This window comes from Billgrantia sp. NRB1 (assembly GCF_056921725.1).
Window position 1 is genome coordinate 3,934,305 of sequence record NZ_CM167783.1, and the last position, 22,188, is coordinate 3,956,492.

The following is a 22,188-nucleotide window of genomic DNA, read 5'->3' on the forward strand; positions in this document are numbered from 1 at the left end:
AGGGCCCCGACATCTGGCGATGCCGGGGCCCGTCTGACTCCGCGAGGCACGATGCCCCTTACGGCTTCATGTCCTCGAAGAACTTCTTCACGCCGTCGAAGAAGCCGCTCTTCTTGGGCGAGTGGTGGGCGCTGTTGGTGCCGCCGAGGCTCTCCTGGAACTGGCGCAGCAGCTCCTTCTGCTCCTCGTTGAGCTTGACCGGGGTCTCCACCACCACCTTGCACAGCAGGTCGCCGGCGGGACCGCCGCGCACCGGCTTCACGCCCTTGCCGCGCAGGCGGAAGAGCTTGCCGGTCTGGGTCTCGGGCGGAATCTTCAGCTTGACCCGGCCGTCCAGCGTCGGCACCTCGAGCTCACCGCCCAGCGCCGCGTCGACGAAGTTGATCGGCACCTCGCACTGCAGGTGACGCCCTTCGCGCTGGAAGATGTGGTGCGGCTTAATGGCCACCTGGACGTAGAGATCGCCCGGCGGGCCGCCGTTGACGCCGCTCTCGCCCTCGCCGTTCAGGCGAATCCGGTCGCCGGTATCCACCCCGGCGGGAATCTTCACCGAGAGGGTGCGGGTCTCGCGCATCCGGCCTTCGCCGTGGCACTTGTGGCACGGCACCTTGATGTGCACGCCGCTGCCGTGGCAGGTGGGGCAGGTCTGCTGCACGGCGAAGAAGCCCTGCTGCATGCGCACCTGGCCGTGGCCGTGACAGGTCGGGCAGGTCTCCTTGGTAGAGCCCGGCTCGGCGCCCTCGCCGTCGCAGCGGTCGCACGCCACGTGGCGCGGCACGCGAATGTCCACGCTGGTGCCCGACACCGCGCTCTCGAGATCCAGCTCGAGGTTGTAGCGCAGGTCGCTGCCGCGCTGCGGGGCATTGGGATTGCGCCGCCCGCCGCCGCCGAAGATGTCGCCGAAGACATCGCCGAAGATATCGCTGAAGCCCCCGGCACCCGCGCCGGCGCCCGCCCCGCCGAAGCCGCCGGCCTGGCCGTCGACGCCGGCATGGCCGAACTGGTCGTAGGCGGCCCGCTTCTCGCTGTCGCTGAGCACCTCGTAGGCCTCGGAGACCTCGCGAAACTTGGCCGCCGACTCATCATCGCCCGGGTTGCGGTCCGGGTGATACTTCTGTGCCAGGCGTCGGTAGGCCTTCTTGATCTCTTTCTGATCGGCCCCGCGCTCGACGCCCAGCACCTCGTAAAAATCGCGTTTGGACATGGGTCCATGCGCCTCCTGGTCTAGGCAGTTAACGCCTGATCCGCGGAAACGGCAACGCGGGAGTCATCCCCCCGCGCTGCCGTCGTCCGTGGCATGGCCGTGACGGTTACTGCTTCTTCTGGTCGTCGTTGACTTCTTCGTACTCGGCGTCGACCACGTCCTCTTCCGGCTTGCCGCCGGCTTCGGCGCCGTCACCGCCACCCTGCTGGGCGGCATCGGCCTGCTCGGCATACATCTTCTGGGCCAGGTTGCCGGAGGCTTCGGTCAGCTTGTCCAGCTTGGCCTGGATGTCGTCCTTGTCGTCGCCTTTGACCGCTTCCTCGAGCTCGGTGATGGCGGTCTCGATGGCCTGCTTCTCCTCGTCGCTGGCCTTGTCGCCGGCCTCCTCGAGGGTCTTGCGCGAGGCGTGGACCATGCCGTCGGCCTGGTTGCGCAGCGCCACCAGCTCCTCGAACTTCTTGTCCTCGTCGGCGTGGGCCTCGGCGTCGCGAACCATCTGCTCGATCTCGTCGTCGGACAGGCCGCTGGAGGCCTTGATGACGATGGACTGTTCCTTGCCGGTGGCCTTGTCCTTGGCGGAGACGTTCAGGATACCGTTGGCATCGAGATCGAAGGCGACCTCGATCTGCGGCACGCCGCGGGGCGCCGGCGGAATGTCGGCCAGGTCGAAGCGGCCCAGCGACTTGTTGCCGCCCGCCTGCTTGCGCTCACCCTGCAGCACGTGGATGGTCACGGCGGTCTGGTTGTCATCCGCAGTCGAGAAGGTCTGGGTCTTCTTGGTCGGGATGGTGGTGTTCTTCTCGATCAGCGGGGTCATCACGCCGCCCAGGGTCTCGATGCCGAGCGTCAGCGGGGTGACGTCGAGCAGCAGCACGTCCTTGACGTCGCCGCCCAGCACGCCGCCCTGGATCGCCGCACCCACGGCCACGGCCTCGTCCGGGTTGACGTCCTTGCGGGCGTCCTTGCCGAAGAAGTCGGCCACGCTCTTCTGCACCAACGGCATGCGGGTCTGGCCGCCGACCAGGATGACGTCGTCGATCTCTGAGGCGGACAGCCCGGCATCGGCCAGGGCGGTCTTGCACGGCCCCAGTGAGCGCTTGACCAGGTCCTCCACCAGCGACTCCAGCTTGGCCCGGGTCACCTTGACGTTGAGGTGCTTGGGCCCGGTGTTGTCGGCGGTGATGTAGGGCAGGTTGACGTCGGTCTGCTGGGCGCTGGAGAGCTCGATCTTGGCCTTCTCGGCGGCTTCCTTGAGGCGCTGCATGGCCAGGTTGTCGCCGGAGAGGTCGATGCCGCTGTCGCTCTTGAACTGATCCACCAGGTAGTTGATCAGGTGCATGTCGAAGTCTTCGCCACCCAGGAAGGTGTCGCCGTTGGTGGCCAACACCTCGAACTGGGTCTCGCCGTCGACGTCGGCCACCTCGATGATGGAGATATCGAAGGTGCCGCCGCCCAGGTCGTAGACCGCGATGGTCTTGTCGCCGCGGGCCTTGTCCATGCCGTAGGCCAGCGCCGCCGCGGTGGGCTCGTTGATGATGCGCTTGACCTCGAGGCCGGCGATACGGCCGGCGTCCTTGGTGGCCTGACGCTGGCTGTCGTTGAAGTAGGCCGGCACGGTGATGACCGCCTCGGTGACTTCCTCACCCAGGTAGTCTTCCGCGGTCTTCTTCATCTTCTTCAGCACTTCGGCGCTGACCTGCGGCGGTGCCAGCTTCTTACCCTTCACCTCGACCCAGGCGTCGCCGTTGTCGGCCTCGGTGATGGCGTAGGGCACCATCTTGATGTCCTTCTGGACGACGTCGTCCTTGAAGCGACGGCCGATCAGCCGCTTGATCGCGTACAGGGTGTTCTGGGGGTTGGTGACCGCCTGGCGCTTGGCTGCCTGGCCCACCAGCGTCTCGCCGTCGTCGGTATAGGCGATGATGGAGGGCGTGGTGCGCGCGCCCTCGGCGTTCTCGATCACCTTGGCGCTGTCGCCGTCGAGCACGGCCACGCAGGAGTTGGTGGTCCCCAGGTCAATACCGATGATGCGTCCCATAGGAAATCCTCGAAAAGTCGTTGCTTGAATTCGTCTCTGCGGCGCTTGCCGCGGGGTTGTCGTCTATCTGGGGGGCGGCGCCTGACTTTTCAAGTCCCGCCGCACAAGTCCCTTGATTCGCCGGCGGCGGCTCAGCCCGCCGCCTGGCTGACCACCACCATGGCCGGGCGCACCAGGCGACCGTTGAGCAGGTAGCCCTTCTGGATCACTTCCATCACGCTGTTGGGCTCGAGCTCGGGATTGGGCACCATGGCCATCGCCTCGTGGTACTGGGGGTCGAAGGGCTCGCCGGCCGGGTCGACCGTCTCGACGCCGAACTTGCCCAGCACGTCGCGCTGAAGCTTCAGCGTCATGGCCACGCCCTCGCGATGGGTTTCGCTGGCGTCCTCCTCCATGGCATCCAGCGCCTTTTCCAGGCTGTCCACCACCGGCAGCAGCTCCTTGACGAACTTCTCCAGGGCGAACTTACGCGCCTTCTCGGCCTCCTGCTCGGCGCGACGGCGCACGTTCTGCGCCTCAGCGGCGGCGCGCAGCGCCTGGTCCTTGGCCTCGGCCACGCTCTGCTCGAGCTCTTCGACCCGAGCCGCCAGCACTTCGGCCTCGGGGTTGGCGCCCTCGGTATCGAAGGTTTCGCCCTGCTCTTCGACCAGGCCCTCGAGCTCCTCCTGGGCCAGGCGGCTCTCGGCCTCCTGCTCGGGGGTCTCGCTCTCCTGTTCGTGACGAGCCAGCTCGTCATCCAGCGGGGTCTGAGGTTCTTTGGCCATGGGCATCTCCTGAAACGCTAGGTCGGCCCGCGGGCCGCGCATGATTCGGGGTGGCAATCACGTTGCAATCTGCCGGCTATATGGGGGCCATGGCGACAATCTCAAGGGATGGGCAGCGAGGATGGCACCGCGTGCATTGAGCGCCGCCCTGGACTACTGTATAAAAACTCAATATCCGTGTATGGATATCCAGCTACGCCGTTCAGCCAGCGCCGGGAGGAGAATGATGCTGACTCAGCTAGCCATTCGTGACTATGCCATCGTCGACACCCTTGACCTGGAGCTGGCCGGCGGCATGACCGCCATCACCGGGGAAACCGGCGCCGGCAAGTCGATCCTGCTCGGCGCCCTGGGGCTGTGCCTCGGCGAGCGCGCCGACGCCGGCAGCGTTCGCCACGGCGCCGAGCGCGCCGACCTCAGCGCCCGCTTCGATATCGCCGCGCTGCCCGCCGCCCGCGCCTGGCTTGCCGAGCGCGAGCTGCCCGACGACGACTGCCTGCTGCGCCGCACGGTTAGCGCCGCCGGCCGCTCCCGGGCCTGGATCAACGGCCAGCCGGCTACCATCGCCGACCTCAAGGCGCTGGGCGAGCATCTGGTGGAAATTCACGGCCAGCACGCCCACCAGGCGCTGCTGCGCGAGGAGACGCACCTGCGCCTGCTCGACGACTTCGCCGGTCAGCGCCAGGCGGTGGCCGAGCTGGCCGAGACCTTTCGCCGCTGGCAACAGGCGCGCCGGCGCCTCAAGCGGCTGGCGGAGAGCGGCGACGAGGCCCAGGCCCGTCGCCAGCTGCTGCGCTACCAGGTCGAGGAGCTCGACGGCCTGGCCCTGGGCGATGACGAGCTGGAGGGGCTGGAGCAGGAGCAGGAGCAGCTGGCCCACGCCGAGGAGACCCTGCGTGAGGCGCAGTTCGCCACCGACTGCTGCGACCACGACGAGGGCGGCGCCCTGTCGCTGCTGCACCAGGCCACCAGCCGGCTCTCCGCGCTGCCCGGCCACCAGCAGGGCAGCCTGGCCGAGGCCCTGGCCATGCTGGGCGAGGCGCGCATTCAGGTAGAGGAGGCGGCCCGCGAGCTGCAGCGCTTCGTCGATACCACCGAGTTGGACCCAGAGCGCCTGGCCTTTGTCGAGGCGCGCCTGGGCGAGGTCCATCGCATCGCCCGCAAGCACCACGTGATGCCCGAGGAGCTCCCCGCCCTGCATCGCCGGCTCGGCGAGGAGCTCGAGGGGCTGGAAGGCGGCGACCAGGACCTCGAGACCCGGCGCGCCGAGGTCGAGGCCCTGCGCGACGCCTGGCGCGACCAGGCCCGCCGCGTGGGCGAGGCCCGTCGCAAAGCCGCCAAGCGCTTCGGCAAGGCGGTCCAGGAGCAGCTGACCTTCCTGGCCATGGGCAAGGCGCGCTTCGAGGTAGAGGTGGAAGGGCTCGACACCCCCCAGGCGGAGGGGCTGGACGCCGTGCGCTTCCTGATCAGCGCCAACCCCGGGCAGCCGCCGCGCCCGCTGACCAAGGTCGCCTCGGGCGGCGAGCTGTCACGCATCAGCCTGGCGATCCAGGTAGTGGCCGCCCGTCATTCGACCATTCCCAGCCTGGTGTTCGACGAGGTGGACGTGGGCATCTCCGGGGCCACGGCGGAGATCGTCGGCCAGCTGCTGCGCCGGCTGGGCGAGGGTGGCCAGGTGATGACGGTGACCCACTTGCCCCAGGTGGCGGCTCAGGCCCACCACCACTTGCACATCGAGAAGCAGGCCAGGCGCGATGCCACCCTGACCCGCATGGCGCTGCTGGACGAGGCCGGCCGGGTCAGCGAGCTGGCGCGGATGCTGGGCGGCGTGACCCTCTCCGACCGCACCCTGGCCCACGCCCGGGAAATGCTCGACGCCAGTCAGCAGCGCGCCCATCACTGAGCCATCTTCTGGCCAGCACAGACCCCCCCCCCGGCTCATCCGAGCCAGGGGGTGGGCGACGATTCGGGCGCGCGAGTTACTTCTTCTGGATGCCTTCTGGACGAGTCGCCTGGGATCCCCTGGGGCGCACATAGAGCACCAGCGCATGGTCCACCAGCTCGAAGCCATGCTCCTCGGCGATCTCCTGCTGGCGCCGCTCGATGGTCTCGTCGAAGAACTCGATGATCTCACCGCTCTCCAGACACACCATATGGTCGTGGTGCTCTTCCTGGGAGATCTCGAAGACCGCATGACCGCCGTCGAAATTGTGACGGATCACCAGCCCGGCGGACTCGAACTGAGTCAACACGCGATAGACGGTGGCCAGGCCCACGTCTTCTCCCGCGTCGAGCAGGGTCTTGTACACGTCCTCGGCACTGAGGTGGTGCTGCCCGGTGGCGTTCTCGAGGATCTGCAGGATCTTCACTCGCGGCAAGGTGACCTTGAGGCCCGCCTTGCGCAGTTCATGGTTCTGGTCGGCCATGTTCGCTCTTCGCAGTATCAGGTAGGGTCGGGTATGATCGACCGAATCCACGATAGTGAAGAACCGACTCAAATGCAAAAGCTGATCAAAACCGTCACCCTTTCCGTTGCCCTGACGCTGGTCACCGGCTGCGTGTACAAGCGTGACCTGCCCCAGGGAAACTATCTCACCGAGGGCATGGTCGAACAGCTCCAGCCCGGCATGAGCCGCGACCAGGTGGTCGGCGTGATGGGCCGCCCGCTGCTCGAGGCGCCCTTCGATGCCAACCAGTGGGACTACGTCTTCCGCCTTGACGAGGCCTATGGCGACGTCCAGCAGCGCCGCGTGACCCTGACCTTTGCCAACAACCAGCTGGTCGATATCAAGCGGGAAGGGGACATGACCGGGGACATCGAGCTGCGCCCTCAGGACGGGATCGGCCCCAGCGTCGAGGGCACCAGCCCCACCGAAGGCATGCCGGCCACCCAGCCCGAGGCCGCCCCGGAAACCACCCCGCGCACCGGCGGCACCCTGCCCCAGGGCGGCGAGCCGGCCTCGGGCGACGCTCTGGAACTCTGATTCCCGCGACACCCCTGACGGCCCGGGGGCCACTCGCTTGGCCGGGTGCCCTGCCGTCAGCCTTCGCCGCGAGCGGCGCGCCGGGCACGCGCCTGCTTGGGGTCGAGGCTCAGCGGCCGGTAGACCTCGACCCGATCCCCCTCGCGCAGCACCTGGTGCTCCGGGTCGCGCAGCCGCTTGCCGAAGATTCCCAGATCGGCCTGCCGGAATGTCTCCGCCGCGACCTCGGGGAAGTGCCGTGGCAGCTCGGCCAGGAGCACCGCCTGACGCGCCGTGGTGCCCGCCGGCACCGTCAGGGCAATGACCCGCTGCTTCTCGGGCAGGGCGAAGGCCACCTCGACCCGGCGCTGCGGACCCGCTGCCTCAGCGGCCATAGAGGTCATCGGCGCGACGGGTGAAAGAGTCGACCAGCTGCCCCGCCACCTGCTGGAACAGCTTGCCGAAGGCCATCCCCAGCAGGCGGTTCGCGAACTCGAACTCCAGCTCCAGGCTGACCTTGCAGGCGTTGTCGCCCATGGGCAAGAACAGCCAGCGTCCGCGCAGGCGCTTGAAGGGGCCGCTGACCAGCGACATCTCGATGCGCTCGGGTTCGATCAGATCGTTGCGGGTAGTGAAGCTCTGCTCAATACCGGCGCGCCCCAGGGTCATCTCGCCGATCAGGTGGGAGTCGTCACGCTCCAGCAGCCGCGCATGCCGACACCCCGGCAGGAACTCCGGATAGCGTTCGAAATCGTTGACCAGTTCGAACATGTCCCTAGGGGTGTGCCGCACCAGGGCGGACCGATTGACCGTTGGCATTGCGCTCTCCGCTGACTTCACCGTGCCCAGGGCGTATCATGAGCCGTTATTTCACGCCTGAATGGTACCACGCTTCCCCGCAGTTCGAAGGGGGGGCGCCATCGGCAGAACACGATACGAGGTTCCATGGCCAACAAGAAAGGCAAGGGCAAGGGTCCCGGCAGCAACGTCATCGCCCAGAACAAGAAGGCAAAGTTCGAGTACCACATCAACGAGACCTTCGAGGCCGGCCTGGTGCTGGCCGGCTGGGAGGTGAAGAGCCTGCGCGCCGGCAAGGCCCAGCTCACCGACACCTATATCCTGATCAAGGACGGCGAGGCGTGGCTGCTGGGCAGTCATATCATGCCCCTCAACACCGCCAGCACCCATGAGGTCGCCGACCCCACGCGCACCCGCAAGCTGCTGCTGCACCGCAAGGAGATCGCCAAGATCTTCTCGCGCACCCAGGACAAGGGTCACACCTGCGTGCCCCTGAAGCTTTATTGGAAGGGCAACAAGGTGAAGTGCGAGCTGGCGCTTGTGACCGGCAAGAAGCTCCACGACAAGCGGGCCACCGAGAAGGACCGCGACTGGCAGCGGCAGAAGGGCCGCATCATGCGGGAACAAGTCAAGGCCTGAGGTGTCACAAGGACGTCCATCTGATATGATGGCGCTTATGGGGGCGACATGGCTTCGACGCCGGCGACAACCCCTGCGGTGCATGCCGAGAGCGTGATGTATCTCGTAAATCCAACATCACGACTAAATAGTCGCAAACGACGACAACTACGCTCAGGGCGCGCTGGCAGCTTAAACGCTGTTAGCTTCTAGCCCGGCCCCAAAGCGATGTGCCCATTCATCGCGGAGGGGATACGAGCCAAGACTGATGGGATCGCGGTTGGTGGTGTCCTCTCGCCAACCGTTAAAACTGACGAGGAATCGCGTTGCTGAATCCTGCCCGTCGGAGTCAGCAGCGTTAAAGCAAAAGACGGACCTAAGCATGTAGAGCCAATGGGCGAGTGCCGGCGGACGCGGGTTCGATCCCCGCCGCCTCCACCAATCAAGCAAGCGAATCAAGCACCTACGGGTGCTTTTTTCGTTTCTTGGCACCAGCCTGCCGCCAGCGCGACAGCGAACGGCTGGGCCCTGGGCAACTCACACGAACTCGGAGTCGTCGGTGCGCACGATCACCGCGTCGTCCCCGCCCGGCACCCGCACCGAGAATTCGCCTCCGCCCAGGTGGGTCACGGTATGGCCATCCCGGGTCCTGAAGGAGGCCGGCTCCTCGCCCGTGGCGCCCGCATGCGGCAGGTCGCCGAGGTCCCGTGCGCTGACGTACATGTCGATGATGTACTCGCGGCCCAGCTCATCGAAGGCCATGATGGTCTTTTCATGCTCCAGCACCTTGGCACCCTCCTCACGACATCTGCACTTTAGTCTAACACTTGACGCGAAAAGCACTTGCGAGCAGCCTCAGGGGGGGCCATTATCTGCGCCCATTCGCCGGGCCTGAGACAGGACCTGGGCGAGAGCGAGACCGGGGTGGCATCGGGTCGGGGTGCGCTGTCGCGGCCCACTACCGATAAGACCCTACCACTATTGAATTTTCCCGATCTGGATCCGAACCCCCATGAGCAAAGTCCTGATTGTCGGCGCCGGTGGCGTCGGTGGCGTCGTCACCCACAAGTGCGCCCAGCATCCCGAGGTCTTCAGCGAGATCCTGCTGGCCAGCCGCAACGAGGCCAAGTGCCAGGCCATCGCCGCCCAGTTGGATCGCCCGATCCAGACCGCCCAGGTGGACGCCGACAGCGTCGATGACCTGGTCACGCTGATCGAGTCGTTCCAGCCCGACGTGTTGATCCACGTGGCGCTGCCCTATCAGGACCTGACCATCATGGAGGCATGCCTGCGCACCGGCGTGCCCTACCTGGATACCGCCAACTACGAGCACCCCGACGAGGCCAAGTTCGAGTACAAGGAGCAGTGGGCCTTCCAGGACCGCTACGCCGAGGCCGGCAACATGGCCACCCTGGGCTGCGGCTTCGACCCGGGCATGACCAACATCTACTGCGCCTACGCCCAGAAGAACCTGTTCGACGAGATCCACCGCATCGACATTCTGGACGCCAACGGCGGCGACCACGGCTACCCCTTCGCCACCAACTTCAACCCGGAGATCAACATTCGTGAGATCACCGCGAAGGGGCGCTACTGGGAGAAGGGCGAGTGGAAGGAGACCGCGCCACTGGCCGAGAAGCGCAAGTTCGACTTCGACGGCATCGGCGAGAAGGACATCTACCTGCTCTACCACGAGGAGCTCGAGTCCCTCAGCCAGAACATCAAGGGCCTGGAGCGCATCCGCTTCTGGATGACCTTCTCCGACAAGTACATCACCCACCTCAAGGTGCTCGAGAACGTCGGCATGACCCGCATCGAGCCGATCAAGGTCGGCGATGCCGAGATCGCCCCGCTGGAGTTCCTCAAGGCGGTGCTGCCCGACCCGGCCTCGCTGGGCCCGCGCACCAAGGGCAAGACCAACATCGGCATCATTGCCGACGGCATCAAGGACGGTAAGCGTCGCAAGGTGCATATCTACAACATTTGCGACCACGAGAAGTGCTTTGAGGAGGTCAAGTCCCAGGCGATCTCCTACACCACCGGCGTGCCGGCGGTGACCGGCGCCATGCTGATGCTGGAAGGCATCTGGAAGGGCAAAGGCGTGTTCAACGTCGAGCAGCTCGACCCGGACCCCTTCATGGCGCGCATCGGCGAGATGGGCCTGCCCTGGCAGGTGGTCGAGCTCGACCCCGACCACGACCCGCTGGCCTGAGTCATGGCGAACGCACGCGAACAGGGCCTGGACCTCGGACTCGACTTCGACGTGATGGCCTGCCCCTCGCCGGCCTATGTGGTGGACGACGCCCTGCTGCGTCGCAACCTGGAGCGCCTCGCCGAGGTCCAGGAACGCAGCGGCGCGCGGATTCTGCTGGCCCTGAAGGGCTTCGCCATGTGGGACACCTTCCCGCTGGTGAGCCAGTACCTGGTGGGCACCACGTCCAGCGGCCAGGACGAGGCGCGCCTGGGCGCGGAGACCTTCGGCGGCGAGGTGCACTGCTACTCGCCGGCCTTCACCCCGGCGGAGATGGCGGTGGTGCTGCGCTATGCGGACCACCTGAGCTTCAACTCGCCGGGCCAGTGGCGGCGCTTCCGCGAGACGGTAGCGGCGGCGCCGCGCCGGGTCTCCTGCGGCCTGCGGGTCAACCCGGAGCACTCCACCGGCGCGGTGCCGCTCTATGACCCCTGCGCGCCAGGCTCGCGGCTCGGCACCCGGGCCATGGACCTGGCGCCGGCGGATCTGGAGGGGCTAGAGGGGCTGCACTTTCACACCCTGTGCGAGCAGAACAGCGACGACCTGGAGGCGACCCTGGCGGCCTTCGAGGCCAAGTTCGGCCACTATCTGGGCAGCCTCAAGTGGGTCAACTTCGGCGGCGGCCACCATATCACCCGCGCCGACTACGACGTCGAGCGGCTGGTACGGGTGGTTCGCGACTTCAAGGCACGCCATCCGCACCTGACGGTCTATCTGGAGCCCGGCGAGGCGATCGCGCTGAATACCGGCTATCTGGTCTGCTCGGTGCTGGATATCGTCGAGAACGACGGCCCCATCGCCATCCTCGACACCTCGGCCACCGCGCACATGCCCGACGTGCTGGAGATGCCCTACCGGCCGGAGATCATCGGTGCGGGTGAGCCGGGCGAGAAGGCCCACACCTACCGGCTGGGCGGCCTCACCTGTCTCGCCGGCGACGTGGTCGGCGACTACTCGTTCGACCGGCCACTGGCGATCGGCGACCGCCTGGTGTTCACCGACATGGCCCACTACACCATGGTCAAGACCACCACCTTCAACGGCATCCGCCTGCCGTCGATCTGTCGCATCGACGAGTCGACCCGAGCGGTGCGAACGGTCCGGACCTTCGGCTACGTGGACTACATGCAGCGGCTGAGCTGATCGGCGCGCTTCGGCCACAACGCACTGCGAGCCCCTTCGGGGGCTCTTTTCGTTTCTGCGACGGCAGTTACATCCTGCCAGCTGTCGCTGTGGCAACGCCTTCCCCCTCCCACCATTTTCCCGCAAGGTAGAGGCATAGCGATCCAGCAAGGGACCCTATCATGACCCGTATCTACAAGTTCGGCGGCGCCTCCATCCAGGACGCCGACGCCATTCGCCATCTGGCCCACCTGCTTGGCAGCCACGACAGCCGCCCGCTGGCGGTCGTGGTCTCCGCCATGGGCAAGACCACCAACGGCCTCGAGGCGCTGCTGGCCGCCGCCCGCTCGGGGGCCGACGACGACTACCGCCAACGGTTCGACGCGCTCAAGGAGCGCCATCTGAGCGTGGCCCGTGAGCTGCTCGGCGACGCCGCCGAGCCCGTGGCGCAGCGCATCGGCACCCTGTTCGACGAGCTTCATGCGCGCCATCAACGCTACCGGCAGGAGGCATACTCGCTCCACTACGATCAGACCGTCTGCTTCGGCGAACTGCTGTCCACCCGCCTGGTGGCCGCCTGGCTAAACCACTGCGGCATCGCCACCGAGTGGTGCGACGCCCGCGAGCTGATCGTCACCGACGACCGGCATCAGGCGGCCAACATCGACTGGGAGACCACCGCCGAGCGGCTGCGCTCGCTCAACCTCGACGACGGCAGGCTGTGGATCACCCAGGGCTTCATCGGCGGCACCCGCGAGGGGCTCGCCACGACCCTGGGCCGCGAGGGCTCGGACTTCAGCGCCGCCATCCTCGCCCACTGCCTCGACGCCGAGGACGTAACGATCTGGAAGGATGTCCCCGGGGTGTTCAATGCCGACCCGCGACGCTTCTACCATGCCGTGCAGCTCGCGCGTCTCAGCTATGCCGAGGCCGTCGAACAGACCTGGTACGGCGCCAAGGTCATCCATCCCCGCACCCTGGCACCGCTGCAGCGCAAGGGCATCCCGCTGATCGTGCGCTCCTTCGTCGACCTCGACGCCCCGCCCAGCCACATCGGCCCCGAGCCAGGCGAAGGCGACCGACGCCCGGCCTTCATCCTGCGCGACGACCAGCTGCTGATCGATATCCAGCCCAGCGACTTCAGCTTCATCGACGAGTCGCGCCAGGCCGATATCCTCACCCGGCTTGCCGCTGCCGGCCTGCATGCCAACCTGCTCGACGTCGAGGCCATGCGCCTACGGCTGGTGGTCGACCACAAGCCCGAGCCCCTTGAGTCGCTGCTCTCCGACCTGGCCCAGGACTACACGGTGACCACCCAGCGCGACCTGGCGCTACTCACCGTGCGCCATTACAGCGATGCCCTGCTCGCCGACCTAAGCGAAGGGAAGACGGTGGTCGCCGAACGGCGCAACGCCAGCACCGCCCAGCGGCTGTTCTGGCGCCACGAGTGCCCGGCAACCTGGCAGATTCCCGCCTGACCCCTCGCCATCCGACACGATGCCGCCCGACCTCCTCGTGGGCGGCGCTTACGGCAAAGCGGCTTTCCGCCCCTCAGGCCACCGCACGCTTGGCCTCGGCCGCCGCCTGCATGGCCAGGGCGGTGTCGAGCATGCGGTTGGAGAAGCCCCACTCGTTGTCGTACCAGGCCATGATCTTGACCAGGCGGCCATTCACCCGGGTGTGATTGGCATCGAAGGTGGAGGAGTTGGGGTCGTGGTTGAAATCGATGGAGACCAGCGGCTGAGCGTTGACCGCCAGCACCGGGGACGCCTCGGCGGCCTTGGCCACGATGGCGTTGATCTCTTCCTGGGTGGTATCGCGGCTGGCGGTGAAGGTCAGGTCGACCAGGGAGACGTTGATCACCGGCACCCGCACCGCTAGACCGTCGAACTTGCCGGCCAGCTCGGGCAGCACCAGACCCACGGCGGCGGCGGCCCCGGTCTTGGTGGGAATCATCGAGTGGGTGGCACTGCGCGCCCGGTAGGGATCCTTGTGGTAGACGTCGGAGAGGTTCTGATCGTTGGTGTAGGCGTGTACCGTGGTCATCAGGCCGTTCTCGATGCCCACCGACTCGCTGAGCGCCTGGGCGATCGGCGCCAGGCAGTTGGTGGTGCAGGAGGCGTTGGAGACCACCCGGTGCTCGGCGGTAAGCACGCTCTCGTTGACCCCGTACACCACGGTGGCGTCGGCATCCGGGCTCGGCGCGGAGATCAGCACCCGCTCGGCGCCGGCGGCCAGATGCTTGGCGGCAGCCTCGCGCTTGGTGAAGAGCCCGGTGCACTCCATCACCAGATCGACACCCAGCGCCTTCCACGTCAGCCCTGCCGGGTCGCGCTCCGAGAGAATGGCGATACGGTCGCCGTCCACCTTGAGGCTCTCCTCGTCGTGCTCCACCTTGAAGGGAAAGTGGCCGTGCACGGTGTCGTGGCGTAGCAGGTGAGCGTTGAGAGACGGGTCGCCCAAGTCGTTGATAGCCACCACCTCCACCCGGTTGCGGTAGCCGTTCTCGTAGAGGGCCCGCAGCACATTGCGGCCGATGCGGCCGAAGCCGTTGATGGCGATCTTGAGTGTCATATTCTCTCTCCTCCAGAGCGTCTCTGTGTGGCGTTTCGCAGTAGGGGCAGAGCCGGTGGGCAGAGATCGGGCATCGGGGATGCCGGCGGGCAGCCTGCGGCTCTTGGCAGTATGACCCCAATGTGACGCAAACTGATCAGGGGCTCAAGATTTTTTTAGTAACTTTACGACATAAGGGGTCGAGCGGACCCACGACACCTCGCCGACACCGCCATGAAACCCCAATCGAAACCCCAATCAACGTGGTCAATGCGGACACTCCATGGTGGACTGAGCTCCGCCGAATGATGTAGTAAACTTACCAGAGAGCCAGTTTTGTTGTAACCTGACAACACTCTCTCCCCTTAGGAGGCGCCAACATGCCGAATCAACTGCCGCACCCCCCCATTCGCCGCACCAAGATCGTCGCCACCCTGGGACCCGCCAGCGACCGCGACGGCGTCCTCGAGGCGATGATCGCCGCCGGCGTCGACGTGGTGCGCCTCAACTTCTCCCACGGCGCCCCCGACGACCACCGCCAGCGCCTGGCCCGGGTCCGCGAGATCGCCGACCGCCTGGGCAAGAGCGTGGCCGCCCTGGGCGACCTGCAGGGGCCCAAGATCCGCATCGCCCGCTTCCGCGACGGCGCCGTTACCCTCGAGGAGGGCGCTCCCTTTATCCTCGACATGGCGCTGCCCAGCGACGAGGGCGATGCCTCCCGGGTGGGCTGCGACTACCAGGCGCTGGTCGACGACGTGGCCCCCGGCGACCGCCTGCTGCTCGACGACGGCCGCCTGGTACTCCAGGTCGAGCGCATCGCCGGCCGCGAGGTTCACACCACCGTCACGGTGGGCGGCAAGCTCTCCAACAACAAGGGCATCAACAAGCAGGGCGGCGGCCTCTCGGCCCCGGCACTCACCGACAAGGACCGCGAGGACCTGGCGACCGCCGTGGAGATCGGCGTGGACTACCTGGCGGTGTCGTTTCCGCGCTCTGCCGCCGACATGGCCGAAGCCCGGGCGCTGCTCGGCGAGGCCGGGAAGGAGATCGGCCTGGTGGCCAAGCTGGAGCGCGCCGAGGCGGTGGCCGACGACGCCACCCTGGACGCCATCATCGAGGCCAGCGAGGCGGTGATGGTGGCCCGCGGCGATCTCGGCGTGGAGATCGGCGACGAGAAGCTGATCGGCACCCAGAAGCGCATCATCAAGCGCGCCCGCGCCCTCAACCGGGCGGTGATCACCGCCACCCAGATGATGGAGTCGATGATCGAGTCGCCGCTGCCCACCCGGGCCGAGGTGTTCGACGTGGCCAACGCCGTGCTCGACGCCACCGACGCGGTGATGCTCTCCGCCGAGACCGCCGCCGGCGACTTCCCGGTGGAGACCATCGAGGCGATGAACCGGGTCTGCCTGGGCGCCGAGCGGGAGCGGGTCGCACAGGCCTCGGGCCACCGCATCCACGAGGGCTTCTCCCAGGTGGACGAGACCATCGCGCTCTCCGCCATGTACGCCGCCAACCACCTCCAGGGCGTGGCAGCCATCGCCTGCATGACCGCCACCGGCTACACGCCGCTGATCGCCTCGCGGATTCGCTCGGGGCTGCCCATCGTCGGCCTGGCCCACAGTCCCATCGCCCAGCGGCGCATGGCGCTCTATCGCGGGGTGGTCTCGCTGCCCTTCGACACCAGCGAGATGGCCCCCACCGAGCTCAACGCCCGGGCCCTGGCGCTGCTGGTCGAGCAGGGCGTGGCCGAGCCGGGGGATCGTGTCATCCTGACCCGCGGCGATCACATGAACGCCCACGGCGGCACCAATACCCTGAAGATACTCGAGGTGACGGATCATGACTGAGCAACGCCCCCCGCGAACGGTGCAGCGCACCCTGCCGGCCCGCAAGCGCATTGCGCTGATCGCCCACGATGGCAAGAAGGAGGAGCTGCTGGAGTGGGCCGCGCGCTGGCGCGACACCCTCGCCGACCACGAGCTGACCGGCACCGGCACCACCGCCGGGCGGGTCGCCACGGCGCTGGGACTCGATGTGGAGGGGCTGCTCAGCGGACCGCTTGGCGGCGACCAGCAGATCGGTACCCGGATCGCCGAGCAGCGCCTCGACCTGCTGATCTTCTTCTGGGACCCCTTCGCCCCCCAGCCCCATGACCCCGACGTCAAGGCACTGCTGCGCCTGGCCGCGCTGTGGAACGTGCCGGTGGCCTGCAACGCCGCCAGCGCCGACTTTCTGATCAGCTCCCCCTGGCTGACAGAGGCCTACGAGATGACCATCCCCGATGCGGGCGCCTGGGTCTCGGCCCGCTCGAGCGACTAACCCCTCCCCCCGGGTGCCGGACCTGACTGCCCGGCACCCAGCCCCACCCCTCCAGATCAGCCTGCGATGAACGCAAAAAAAGCCACCCGGGGGATGGGTGGCTGAAGTGTCGAGGATACTGCTTGGGGATTGATGCCAAGGGGATGGCACACCCTCAATATGACACAGCCTGCTAGCATTGTACAATCATTGCATAGGCAAAAACCGACGTGCGGTTCGTCGCTCGGCGGCAAAGCCCGTATCATGAGCCGGTGAAGCGCCGGCGCTTCCGCCCACACGCACGAGAAGGAGGTCACTGCGTGATCACGACGCGACTACTCCCCTGGCTCATCGGCTGCCTGCTGCTGGCCCTGATGGCCGCCACACCCGCCCTGGCGCAACCGGCCGAGCCTGCCAACGGCCCGGCCTACTCGACCCTGGCCGACCTGCTCGAGGACGAGACGACCCGCCAGCAGCTGATCGACCAGCTGCGCCAGCAGGCCGGGGACTCTCCGGCTACCGAGGCCACGCCCCCCAGTGGCCAGGAGCCCGAGGAGGTATCGCTGCCCAGGCAGCTGGCCGAACTGACCAGCCGCGTGGTCAGCGATATCGGCGGCGAACTGCAGCACCTGGCCGGCATCGTGACCGGCATCTTCAGCCCCGACGAGGAGGCCGTGGCCTTCGACATGGCCGCTTTCACCACCGCGGCCATCAACCTGGGCCTGGTGATCCTCGCCACCTTCGTGCTGTTCGTCGGCTTCCGACGCCTGGCCAGGCCGCTGTTCACCCGCATCAGCGGCTGGTCGCTGCACGGCGACGGCCTCACCCCGGTGCTGCGGCTGGTGCTCTGCGTCGCCCTGGCGGCGGTCATCGACGTGCTGGTCGTGGCGCTGGCCTATGTGGGCGGCAACCTGATCGCCACCTTCGCCGTGGGCGAGACCGGCGAGCTCTCCACCCGCGCTTCGCTGTTCCTCAACGCCTTCCTGGTGATCGAGCTGCTCAAGGCCGCAGTGCGCATGCTGTTCTCCTCGCGCTACGAGGGGCTGCGTCTACTGCCGATCTCGGCCGCCGAGGCCTCCTACTGGAATCGCTGGCTGGCCCGCCTGATCGGCCTGGTGGGCTACGGTCTGATGGTGGTGGTGCCGCTGACCAACTTCTACGTCTCGCCGGCCCTGGGGCAGGGCGTGGGCACCCTGATCATGTTCGGCGCCTTCTTCTATGCGGTCGCCGTGGTGCTCAAGAATCGCACCCGCATCCGCGACAACATCGACGAACTGGCGTCCCGCAGCGGCTTCACCGCCACCCGGGTGACGCTGCAGCTGTTCGCCCGCACCTGGCACCTGTTTGCGCTGGTCTACTTCCTGATGGTGCTGGTGCTAACCCTGACCCGGCCGGCGGACGCCCTGCCCTTCGTGCTTACCGCCACGCTCAAGACCCTGGTGGCGGTGGTGGCCGGGATCCTGGTCTCGACCCTGCTGACCCAGACCATCGGCCGGCGCATCCGCCTCTCCGACGACCTGCGGCGCAAGCTGCCGCTGCTCGAGCCGCGGCTCAACGCCTATGTGCCCAACATGCTGCGCGCCCTGCGCACCCTGATCCTGATCGCCGTGGCGATGCTGGTGCTCGACGCCTGGGGCGCCTTCGACCTGGCCGGCTGGTACGCCTCCGAGCCGGGCCGCGGCCTGATCGCCAAGCTGGTCGGCGTCGCCATCATCCTGGTGATTGCCATCGGGGTGTGGATCGGGCTGGCCAGCCTGATCGAGCATAAGCTCAACCCCGAGACCGGCACCGGCGAGCCCTCGGCGCGCGCCAAGACGCTGCTGACCCTGTTCCGCAACGCCCTGGCGATTGCGGTGGTGACCATCACCACCATGATCGTGCTGGCCGAGATCGGCATCAATATCGGGCCGCTGATCGCCGGTGCCGGCGTGCTGGGTCTGGCCATCGGCTTCGGCGCCCAGAAGCTGGTCCAGGACATCATCACCGGGATCTTCATCCAGGTAGAAAACGCCATGAACACCGGCGACGTGGTCACCGTCGGCGGCGTCACCGGGGTCGCCGAACGGCTGAGCATTCGCTCGGTGGGCATCCGCGACCTCAACGGCACCTACCACATCGTGCCCTTCTCCAGCGTGGACACCGTCTCCAACTACATGCGCGAGTTCGGCTACCACGTCGGCGAATACGGCATCGCCTACCGCGAGAGCATCGACGAGGCGATCGTCGCCCTGCGCGAGGCCTTCGACGAGCTCGCCGCCAGCGACGACCACAAGATGAACATTCTCGCCCCGCTAGAGGTGGCCGGCGTCACGGCACTCGCCGACAGCTCGGTCAACATCCGGGTGCGCATCAAGACCGTGCCGGGCATGCAGTGGGCCGTGGGGCGCGCCTACAACCGCCTGGTCAAGCTGCACTTCGACACCAAGGGCATCGAGATTCCCTTCCCCCACACCACCCTCTACTTCGGGGTGGGCAAGGAAGCCGAGGCGCCACCCGCCAACCTGCGGGTCATGCAGCAGAGCTTCGATATCGACGGCCGCCCCGGCGGACAACCGCGCTCCGCTGACCAGAGCCGCACCGGCGAGGAGGACCCACGCGCCAAGCCCAACCCCGAGTTCAAGGGCGACTACGACGACGAGGTCTGAGCCCGGGCGGCCGGTGCCTGCCGGCTGCCCAGCCATCCACGCGAAAGGGGCGCCGTAGCGCCCCTTTCCATTTCCTCTTATCCGGTGCCCCGACGGGGCACCGGGCCCGCGGGATCAGCTCGCCTTCTTCTTGCCGGCCAGCGCCGTGGCCGCCTGATCGTCGGGCTGCGGCAGCGAGGGCAGCGACTTGTCGAGCAGCTCGACGCTCTGGCGATAGTAGAGCTGGCTCTTGTTGTGCTCGCCCAGATTGGCGAACAGTCGCGCCAGCTCGGCGCACACCACGCCGCTGGGACGCTGACGCTGGCTCGCCTCGAAGTACTCCTGGGCCTTGCCCCAGTAGGCGTTGCGCAGCGCCAGCCGCCCCAGGGTCAGCAGCAGATCCGGATCGTTGGGGCGCTCCTGCAGCCACTTCTCGGCATGCACCAACTGGCGCGCCGGGTCGACGTTGAGCAGGCCGTAGCGCAGCACCAGCCGGCTGTCCCAGTGCTCCTTCAGCGAATGGCGCAGCAGGCGCTCGGCGATGCCCTCCTCGTTGCCCCGCACCAGCGCCTCGGCGTAGAGCACCACCAGCTCGACGTCGCTGCGCAGCGCATCGGGCATGTCGGCCCACAGGCTACGCACCCGCTCGACGTTGCTCGGATCGCGGGCCTCCCGGGCCAGCAGCTCCTTATAGGCGCGTCGCTCCAGCTGGCTGCGCTCCTCCGGCGAGATCAGCTGGCGGGCGGCAAGCCGCGGCATCAGTCGACGCAGCCCGTCCCAGTCGCTGACGCTGAGGTAGGCCTGCTTGAGCTGCTTGAGTACCTGGGGATGGTTGGGCATCTGGCGATCGAGCCGGGTCAAGGCGGCCAGCGCCTCCTCGTACTGCTGGCGGTCGAGCATCAGCTGGGCCTGCATCAGGCCCACGGCGGTCTCCGCCCCGTCGGTGCTGAGATGGGCTCGCTTGAGCAGAGTATCGGCCTGGTCGTAGCGCCCCTGATAGTGCGCCGCCAGCGCCGCCGAGAGGTAGTTGACCAGCGGCGTACCGGAGTCGTCGGCGGACTTCACCAGCGATTTCTCGGCGTGCTTCCAGCGCCCCTCGGCCAGCGCCACCAGGCCGCGCACGGTGCGCTTCATGGCATTGCGATGGCGGGTGCGACTGTTCCACACCTTGAGCCGGCTGACCGGCCGGTTCAGGCGCATCAGCAGGCGCAGGGCGAAATGCAGCACGAAAAAGGCCATCAGCAGCAGCACCAGACCGAACCAGAAGGAGGTCTGGTAGGAGGTCTCGCCGACCCGCACCAGCCAGTAGCCGGGCACCGAGACCATCAGCTGGCCGAAGAAGGCACCCAGCGCGAGGCCTACGACAACGATCAGTAGCAGCTTTCTCATGCGTCATCTCCCTGTTCGCCGCGCGAACCGAAACGACGTTCGATGAAGGTCGCCAGCGCCTGCTGGGAGCCGCTGATGTCCGGCAGCTCGGGGCGGATGGTTTCGGCCTTGAGCGACTCGAGGCGGGCCATCACCGACTGCACCTCGTCACGCTCGGTATCGTAGTAGCCGTCGATCAGGGTCAGCGCCTTGTCGAGGCTGGCCTCATAGAGGTCCTGCTCCTCCTTGAGCAGCGCCAGCTGCGCCTGCTCCAGCACCAGCCGGGCGCTCTGGCGCAGGTAGGACTCCTGCTCGGGGGAGATCAGGCCTTCCAGGGCCTCGTCGTGATGGCGGATGACCACCAGGTCACGCAGCTCCTGACCGAAGCGCGACAGCTGCTGCTGCCAGCCGCCGGCGGGGGCTTCCTCGATGCCGGAGCGCGCCGGGATCTCCTCGAGCTCACGGGACAGCGGCAGAGTGGCCAGGCGCTCCTGCTGGGCGTTCAGCGCCAGGTAGAGGCCGGTGCGGTCGACCTGGGGCACGCTCTCCAGAATCGCCAGCTCCGAGGCGATGGCGCGGCGGATGGAGAGCAGCGCGGGATTCTCGGCTTCGCTCAGGCGCGCATCGGCGGTGCGCAGCAGCGCCGCGGCGCCGTCCACGTCACGCTCCAACTGCAGCCGCTGGTTGGCCAGGCGCAGCAGGTAGGCGGCCTCGGCGTGGAGCCACTCGCGCTCGTCGGCCTGCTGCTCGCGGGAGAGCTCGTCCAGCACCTGGTCCAGGGCGGTATCGACCTCGCCGCGATAGCTGGCGAACTCGCGCTGCATCCCCTCCAGCGCCTCGGCCATCTCGGCGTCGCGCTCGCTCTCGCCTTCGGCCAGGCGGGCCTCGAGGCGACTCTCGAGCTCGCCAAGCGACTCGGCCGTGGCGGCGTCGGCGGTACGGGTCTCCAGCTCGGCCAGGCGCTGCTGCTGGGCATCCAGCCGCTGCCAGGCCTGCAGGGCGAACATCCCCGCGGCGATGGCCAGCACCAGCACCAGCACCAGGGCCAGCCCGCCCATCTTGCCGCCGCCCTTGCCGCCCCCCTGGGCTGTCGGGGGCGGCGGGGGCGGTGCCTCCTGGCTACCACCGGCGCCAGCCGCCTTGGGCCTGTCGGCCGCGGCTTTCTGGTCAGAGGTGTCGGCGGCCTGCGGCTTGGACGCGTCGGTCGCGGCCTTATCACCGGCAGCGGACTTGGCACCCTCGGCGGCGGCGCCGGCCGGCTTTTGCTCGGCCTCTGCCGGCTTGCTTTCTGCCGGCTTGCTCTCTGCCGGCTTGCTCTCTGCCGACTTGCTCTCTGCCGGCTTGGCGTCGCTCGACTTGGCGTTGGCCGCTGTCTCACGGGGCGATCCCGAAGGGGTCGGCGGGGCACTCTGCGGTTTATCATTGCCGCTCTGCTGCGACGATTTGCCGCGCTGGCGGGAGCGATTCTTGCCCGATCCGGCGCCACTTTTATCCGCGGCAGAGGTCTCTTGCCCCTTGCCGCCCTGTGACTCGCCGGATGGCACCTTCTGTTCATCCTGCTCGTTTGATTGTTTGCTCATCTGT

19 protein-coding genes and 1 other RNA gene are annotated in these 22,188 nt (G+C 67.4%); 10 read left to right on the forward strand and 10 right to left on the reverse strand.

Going from position 1 to position 22,188, the window contains the following annotated elements; genetic code table 11:
- Positions 1-58: 58 nt before the first annotated feature.
- From dnaJ to grpE, 3 genes are all read right to left on the reverse strand, one after another.
- Positions 59-1,204, reverse strand: coding sequence for a molecular chaperone DnaJ (dnaJ, locus tag ACZIYR_RS17995; RefSeq protein ID WP_483527606.1), 1,146 nt, complete (start codon positions 1,202-1,204; stop codon positions 59-61).
- A 106-nt stretch (positions 1,205-1,310) separates the two neighbouring features.
- Positions 1,311-3,242 carry a molecular chaperone DnaK gene (gene dnaK / locus ACZIYR_RS18000; RefSeq protein ID WP_483527607.1) on the reverse strand — a complete coding sequence of 644 codons (1,932 nt, stop codon included), beginning with the start codon at positions 3,240-3,242 and terminating at the stop codon, positions 1,311-1,313.
- Positions 3,243-3,373: 131 nt separating this feature from the next.
- Complete coding sequence (gene grpE, locus ACZIYR_RS18005; RefSeq protein WP_473031711.1) at positions 3,374-4,006, reverse strand: nucleotide exchange factor GrpE; 633 nt, start codon at positions 4,004-4,006, stop codon at positions 3,374-3,376.
- 226 nt (positions 4,007-4,232) lie between these two features.
- Between grpE and recN the strand changes: the two genes are divergently transcribed.
- The gene (gene recN / locus ACZIYR_RS18010; protein ID WP_483527608.1) at positions 4,233-5,909 is read left to right on the forward strand and encodes a DNA repair protein RecN; all 1,677 of its coding nucleotides are present in this window, start codon (positions 4,233-4,235) and stop codon (positions 5,907-5,909) included.
- 76 nt (positions 5,910-5,985) lie between these two features.
- Here the strand turns inward: recN and fur are convergent, their stop codons facing one another.
- A complete protein-coding gene (gene fur / locus ACZIYR_RS18015; RefSeq protein ID WP_473031712.1) occupies positions 5,986-6,432 on the reverse strand; it encodes a ferric iron uptake transcriptional regulator in 447 nt (148 codons plus the stop codon).
- A 72-nt stretch (positions 6,433-6,504) separates the two neighbouring features.
- On the opposite strand from fur, the gene ACZIYR_RS18020 reads away from it, so the two are divergent.
- On the forward strand, positions 6,505-6,990 hold the full coding sequence (locus ACZIYR_RS18020) for an outer membrane protein assembly factor BamE (protein ID WP_473031713.1): 486 nt from the start codon (positions 6,505-6,507) through the stop codon (positions 6,988-6,990).
- A gap of 56 nt (positions 6,991-7,046) precedes the next feature.
- Here the strand turns inward: ACZIYR_RS18020 and ACZIYR_RS18025 are convergent, their stop codons facing one another.
- Positions 7,047-7,364: an RnfH family protein gene (locus ACZIYR_RS18025; protein ID WP_483527609.1), complete on the reverse strand. Its 318-nt coding sequence runs from the start codon at positions 7,362-7,364 to the stop codon at positions 7,047-7,049.
- Positions 7,354-7,788: a type II toxin-antitoxin system RatA family toxin gene (locus ACZIYR_RS18030; protein WP_473031715.1), complete on the reverse strand. Its 435-nt coding sequence runs from the start codon at positions 7,786-7,788 to the stop codon at positions 7,354-7,356. Before ACZIYR_RS18030 ends, ACZIYR_RS18025 begins: the two co-directional genes overlap by 11 nt.
- Positions 7,789-7,914: 126 nt before the next feature.
- On the opposite strand from ACZIYR_RS18030, the gene smpB reads away from it, so the two are divergent.
- The gene (smpB, locus tag ACZIYR_RS18035) at positions 7,915-8,406 is read left to right on the forward strand and encodes an SsrA-binding protein SmpB (RefSeq protein ID WP_473031716.1); all 492 of its coding nucleotides are present in this window, start codon (positions 7,915-7,917) and stop codon (positions 8,404-8,406) included.
- Positions 8,407-8,445: 39 nt separating this feature from the next.
- Positions 8,446-8,826, forward strand: a transfer-messenger RNA (tmRNA) gene (gene ssrA, locus ACZIYR_RS18040).
- 96 nt (positions 8,827-8,922) lie between these two features.
- Here the strand turns inward: ssrA and ACZIYR_RS18045 are convergent.
- The gene (locus ACZIYR_RS18045) at positions 8,923-9,171 is read right to left on the reverse strand and encodes a hypothetical protein (RefSeq protein WP_483527610.1); all 249 of its coding nucleotides are present in this window, start codon (positions 9,169-9,171) and stop codon (positions 8,923-8,925) included.
- A gap of 226 nt (positions 9,172-9,397) precedes the next feature.
- Between ACZIYR_RS18045 and ACZIYR_RS18050 the strand changes: the two genes are divergently transcribed.
- The 3 genes from ACZIYR_RS18050 to ACZIYR_RS18060 all read left to right on the forward strand — a co-directional run bounded on the left by ACZIYR_RS18050 (position 9,398) and on the right by ACZIYR_RS18060 (position 13,236).
- On the forward strand, positions 9,398-10,597 hold the full coding sequence (locus ACZIYR_RS18050) for a saccharopine dehydrogenase family protein (protein ID WP_473031727.1): 1,200 nt from the start codon (positions 9,398-9,400) through the stop codon (positions 10,595-10,597).
- 3 nt (positions 10,598-10,600) lie between these two features.
- On the forward strand, positions 10,601-11,779 hold the full coding sequence (nspC, locus tag ACZIYR_RS18055) for a carboxynorspermidine decarboxylase (protein WP_483527611.1): 1,179 nt from the start codon (positions 10,601-10,603) through the stop codon (positions 11,777-11,779).
- A gap of 161 nt (positions 11,780-11,940) precedes the next feature.
- Complete coding sequence (locus ACZIYR_RS18060; protein ID WP_483527612.1) at positions 11,941-13,236, forward strand: aspartate kinase; 1,296 nt, start codon at positions 11,941-11,943, stop codon at positions 13,234-13,236.
- 73 nt (positions 13,237-13,309) lie between these two features.
- Here ACZIYR_RS18060 and gap read toward each other — a convergent pair whose 3' ends face one another.
- Complete coding sequence (gene gap / locus ACZIYR_RS18065; RefSeq protein ID WP_483527613.1) at positions 13,310-14,332, reverse strand: type I glyceraldehyde-3-phosphate dehydrogenase; 1,023 nt, start codon at positions 14,330-14,332, stop codon at positions 13,310-13,312.
- A 359-nt stretch (positions 14,333-14,691) separates the two neighbouring features.
- Between gap and pyk the strand changes: the two genes are divergently transcribed.
- From pyk to ybiO, 3 genes are all read left to right on the forward strand, one after another.
- Positions 14,692-16,161, forward strand: coding sequence for a pyruvate kinase (gene pyk, locus ACZIYR_RS18070; RefSeq protein ID WP_483527614.1), 1,470 nt, complete (start codon positions 14,692-14,694; stop codon positions 16,159-16,161).
- Positions 16,154-16,633, forward strand: coding sequence for a methylglyoxal synthase (locus tag ACZIYR_RS18075; RefSeq protein WP_473031730.1), 480 nt, complete (start codon positions 16,154-16,156; stop codon positions 16,631-16,633). The genes pyk and ACZIYR_RS18075 overlap by 8 nt, the downstream gene beginning before the upstream one ends.
- A gap of 299 nt (positions 16,634-16,932) precedes the next feature.
- Complete coding sequence (ybiO, locus tag ACZIYR_RS18080) at positions 16,933-19,257, forward strand: mechanosensitive channel protein (protein WP_483527615.1); 2,325 nt, start codon at positions 16,933-16,935, stop codon at positions 19,255-19,257.
- 114 nt (positions 19,258-19,371) lie between these two features.
- Here ybiO and ACZIYR_RS18085 read toward each other — a convergent pair whose 3' ends face one another.
- Both ACZIYR_RS18085 and ACZIYR_RS18090 read right to left on the reverse strand, forming a co-directional pair.
- Complete coding sequence (locus tag ACZIYR_RS18085) at positions 19,372-20,625, reverse strand: heme biosynthesis HemY N-terminal domain-containing protein (RefSeq protein WP_483527616.1); 1,254 nt, start codon at positions 20,623-20,625, stop codon at positions 19,372-19,374.
- On the reverse strand, positions 20,622-22,184 hold the full coding sequence (locus ACZIYR_RS18090; RefSeq protein ID WP_483527617.1) for a uroporphyrinogen-III C-methyltransferase: 1,563 nt from the start codon (positions 22,182-22,184) through the stop codon (positions 20,622-20,624). Before ACZIYR_RS18090 ends, ACZIYR_RS18085 begins: the two co-directional genes overlap by 4 nt.
- Positions 22,185-22,188: the final 4 nt, after the last annotated feature.

Bases quoted from the DNA above. Each gene is read 5' to 3' on its own strand.
- dnaJ (WP_483527606.1), bottom strand. From the start codon at position 1,204: ATGTCCAAACGCGATTTTTACGAGGTGCTGGGCGTCGAGCGCGGGGCC.
- dnaK (WP_483527607.1), bottom strand. From the start codon at position 3,242: ATGGGACGCATCATCGGTATTGACCTGGGGACCACCAACTCCTGCGTG.
- grpE (WP_473031711.1), bottom strand. From the start codon at position 4,006: ATGGCCAAAGAACCTCAGACCCCGCTGGATGACGAGCTGGCTCGTCAC.
- recN (WP_483527608.1), top strand. From the start codon at position 4,233: ATGCTGACTCAGCTAGCCATTCGTGACTATGCCATCGTCGACACCCTT.
- fur (WP_473031712.1), bottom strand. From the start codon at position 6,432: ATGGCCGACCAGAACCATGAACTGCGCAAGGCGGGCCTCAAGGTCACC.
- ACZIYR_RS18020 (WP_473031713.1), top strand. From the start codon at position 6,505: ATGCAAAAGCTGATCAAAACCGTCACCCTTTCCGTTGCCCTGACGCTG.
- ACZIYR_RS18025 (WP_483527609.1), bottom strand. From the start codon at position 7,364: ATGGCCGCTGAGGCAGCGGGTCCGCAGCGCCGGGTCGAGGTGGCCTTC.
- ACZIYR_RS18030 (WP_473031715.1), bottom strand. From the start codon at position 7,788: ATGCCAACGGTCAATCGGTCCGCCCTGGTGCGGCACACCCCTAGGGAC.
- smpB (WP_473031716.1), top strand. From the start codon at position 7,915: ATGGCCAACAAGAAAGGCAAGGGCAAGGGTCCCGGCAGCAACGTCATC.
- ACZIYR_RS18050 (WP_473031727.1), top strand. From the start codon at position 9,398: ATGAGCAAAGTCCTGATTGTCGGCGCCGGTGGCGTCGGTGGCGTCGTC.
- nspC (WP_483527611.1), top strand. From the start codon at position 10,601: ATGGCGAACGCACGCGAACAGGGCCTGGACCTCGGACTCGACTTCGAC.
- ACZIYR_RS18060 (WP_483527612.1), top strand. From the start codon at position 11,941: ATGACCCGTATCTACAAGTTCGGCGGCGCCTCCATCCAGGACGCCGAC.
- gap (WP_483527613.1), bottom strand. From the start codon at position 14,332: ATGACACTCAAGATCGCCATCAACGGCTTCGGCCGCATCGGCCGCAAT.
- pyk (WP_483527614.1), top strand. From the start codon at position 14,692: ATGCCGAATCAACTGCCGCACCCCCCCATTCGCCGCACCAAGATCGTC.
- ACZIYR_RS18075 (WP_473031730.1), top strand. From the start codon at position 16,154: ATGACTGAGCAACGCCCCCCGCGAACGGTGCAGCGCACCCTGCCGGCC.
- ACZIYR_RS18085 (WP_483527616.1), bottom strand. From the start codon at position 20,625: ATGAGAAAGCTGCTACTGATCGTTGTCGTAGGCCTCGCGCTGGGTGCC.
- ACZIYR_RS18090 (WP_483527617.1), bottom strand. From the start codon at position 22,184: ATGAGCAAACAATCAAACGAGCAGGATGAACAGAAGGTGCCATCCGGC.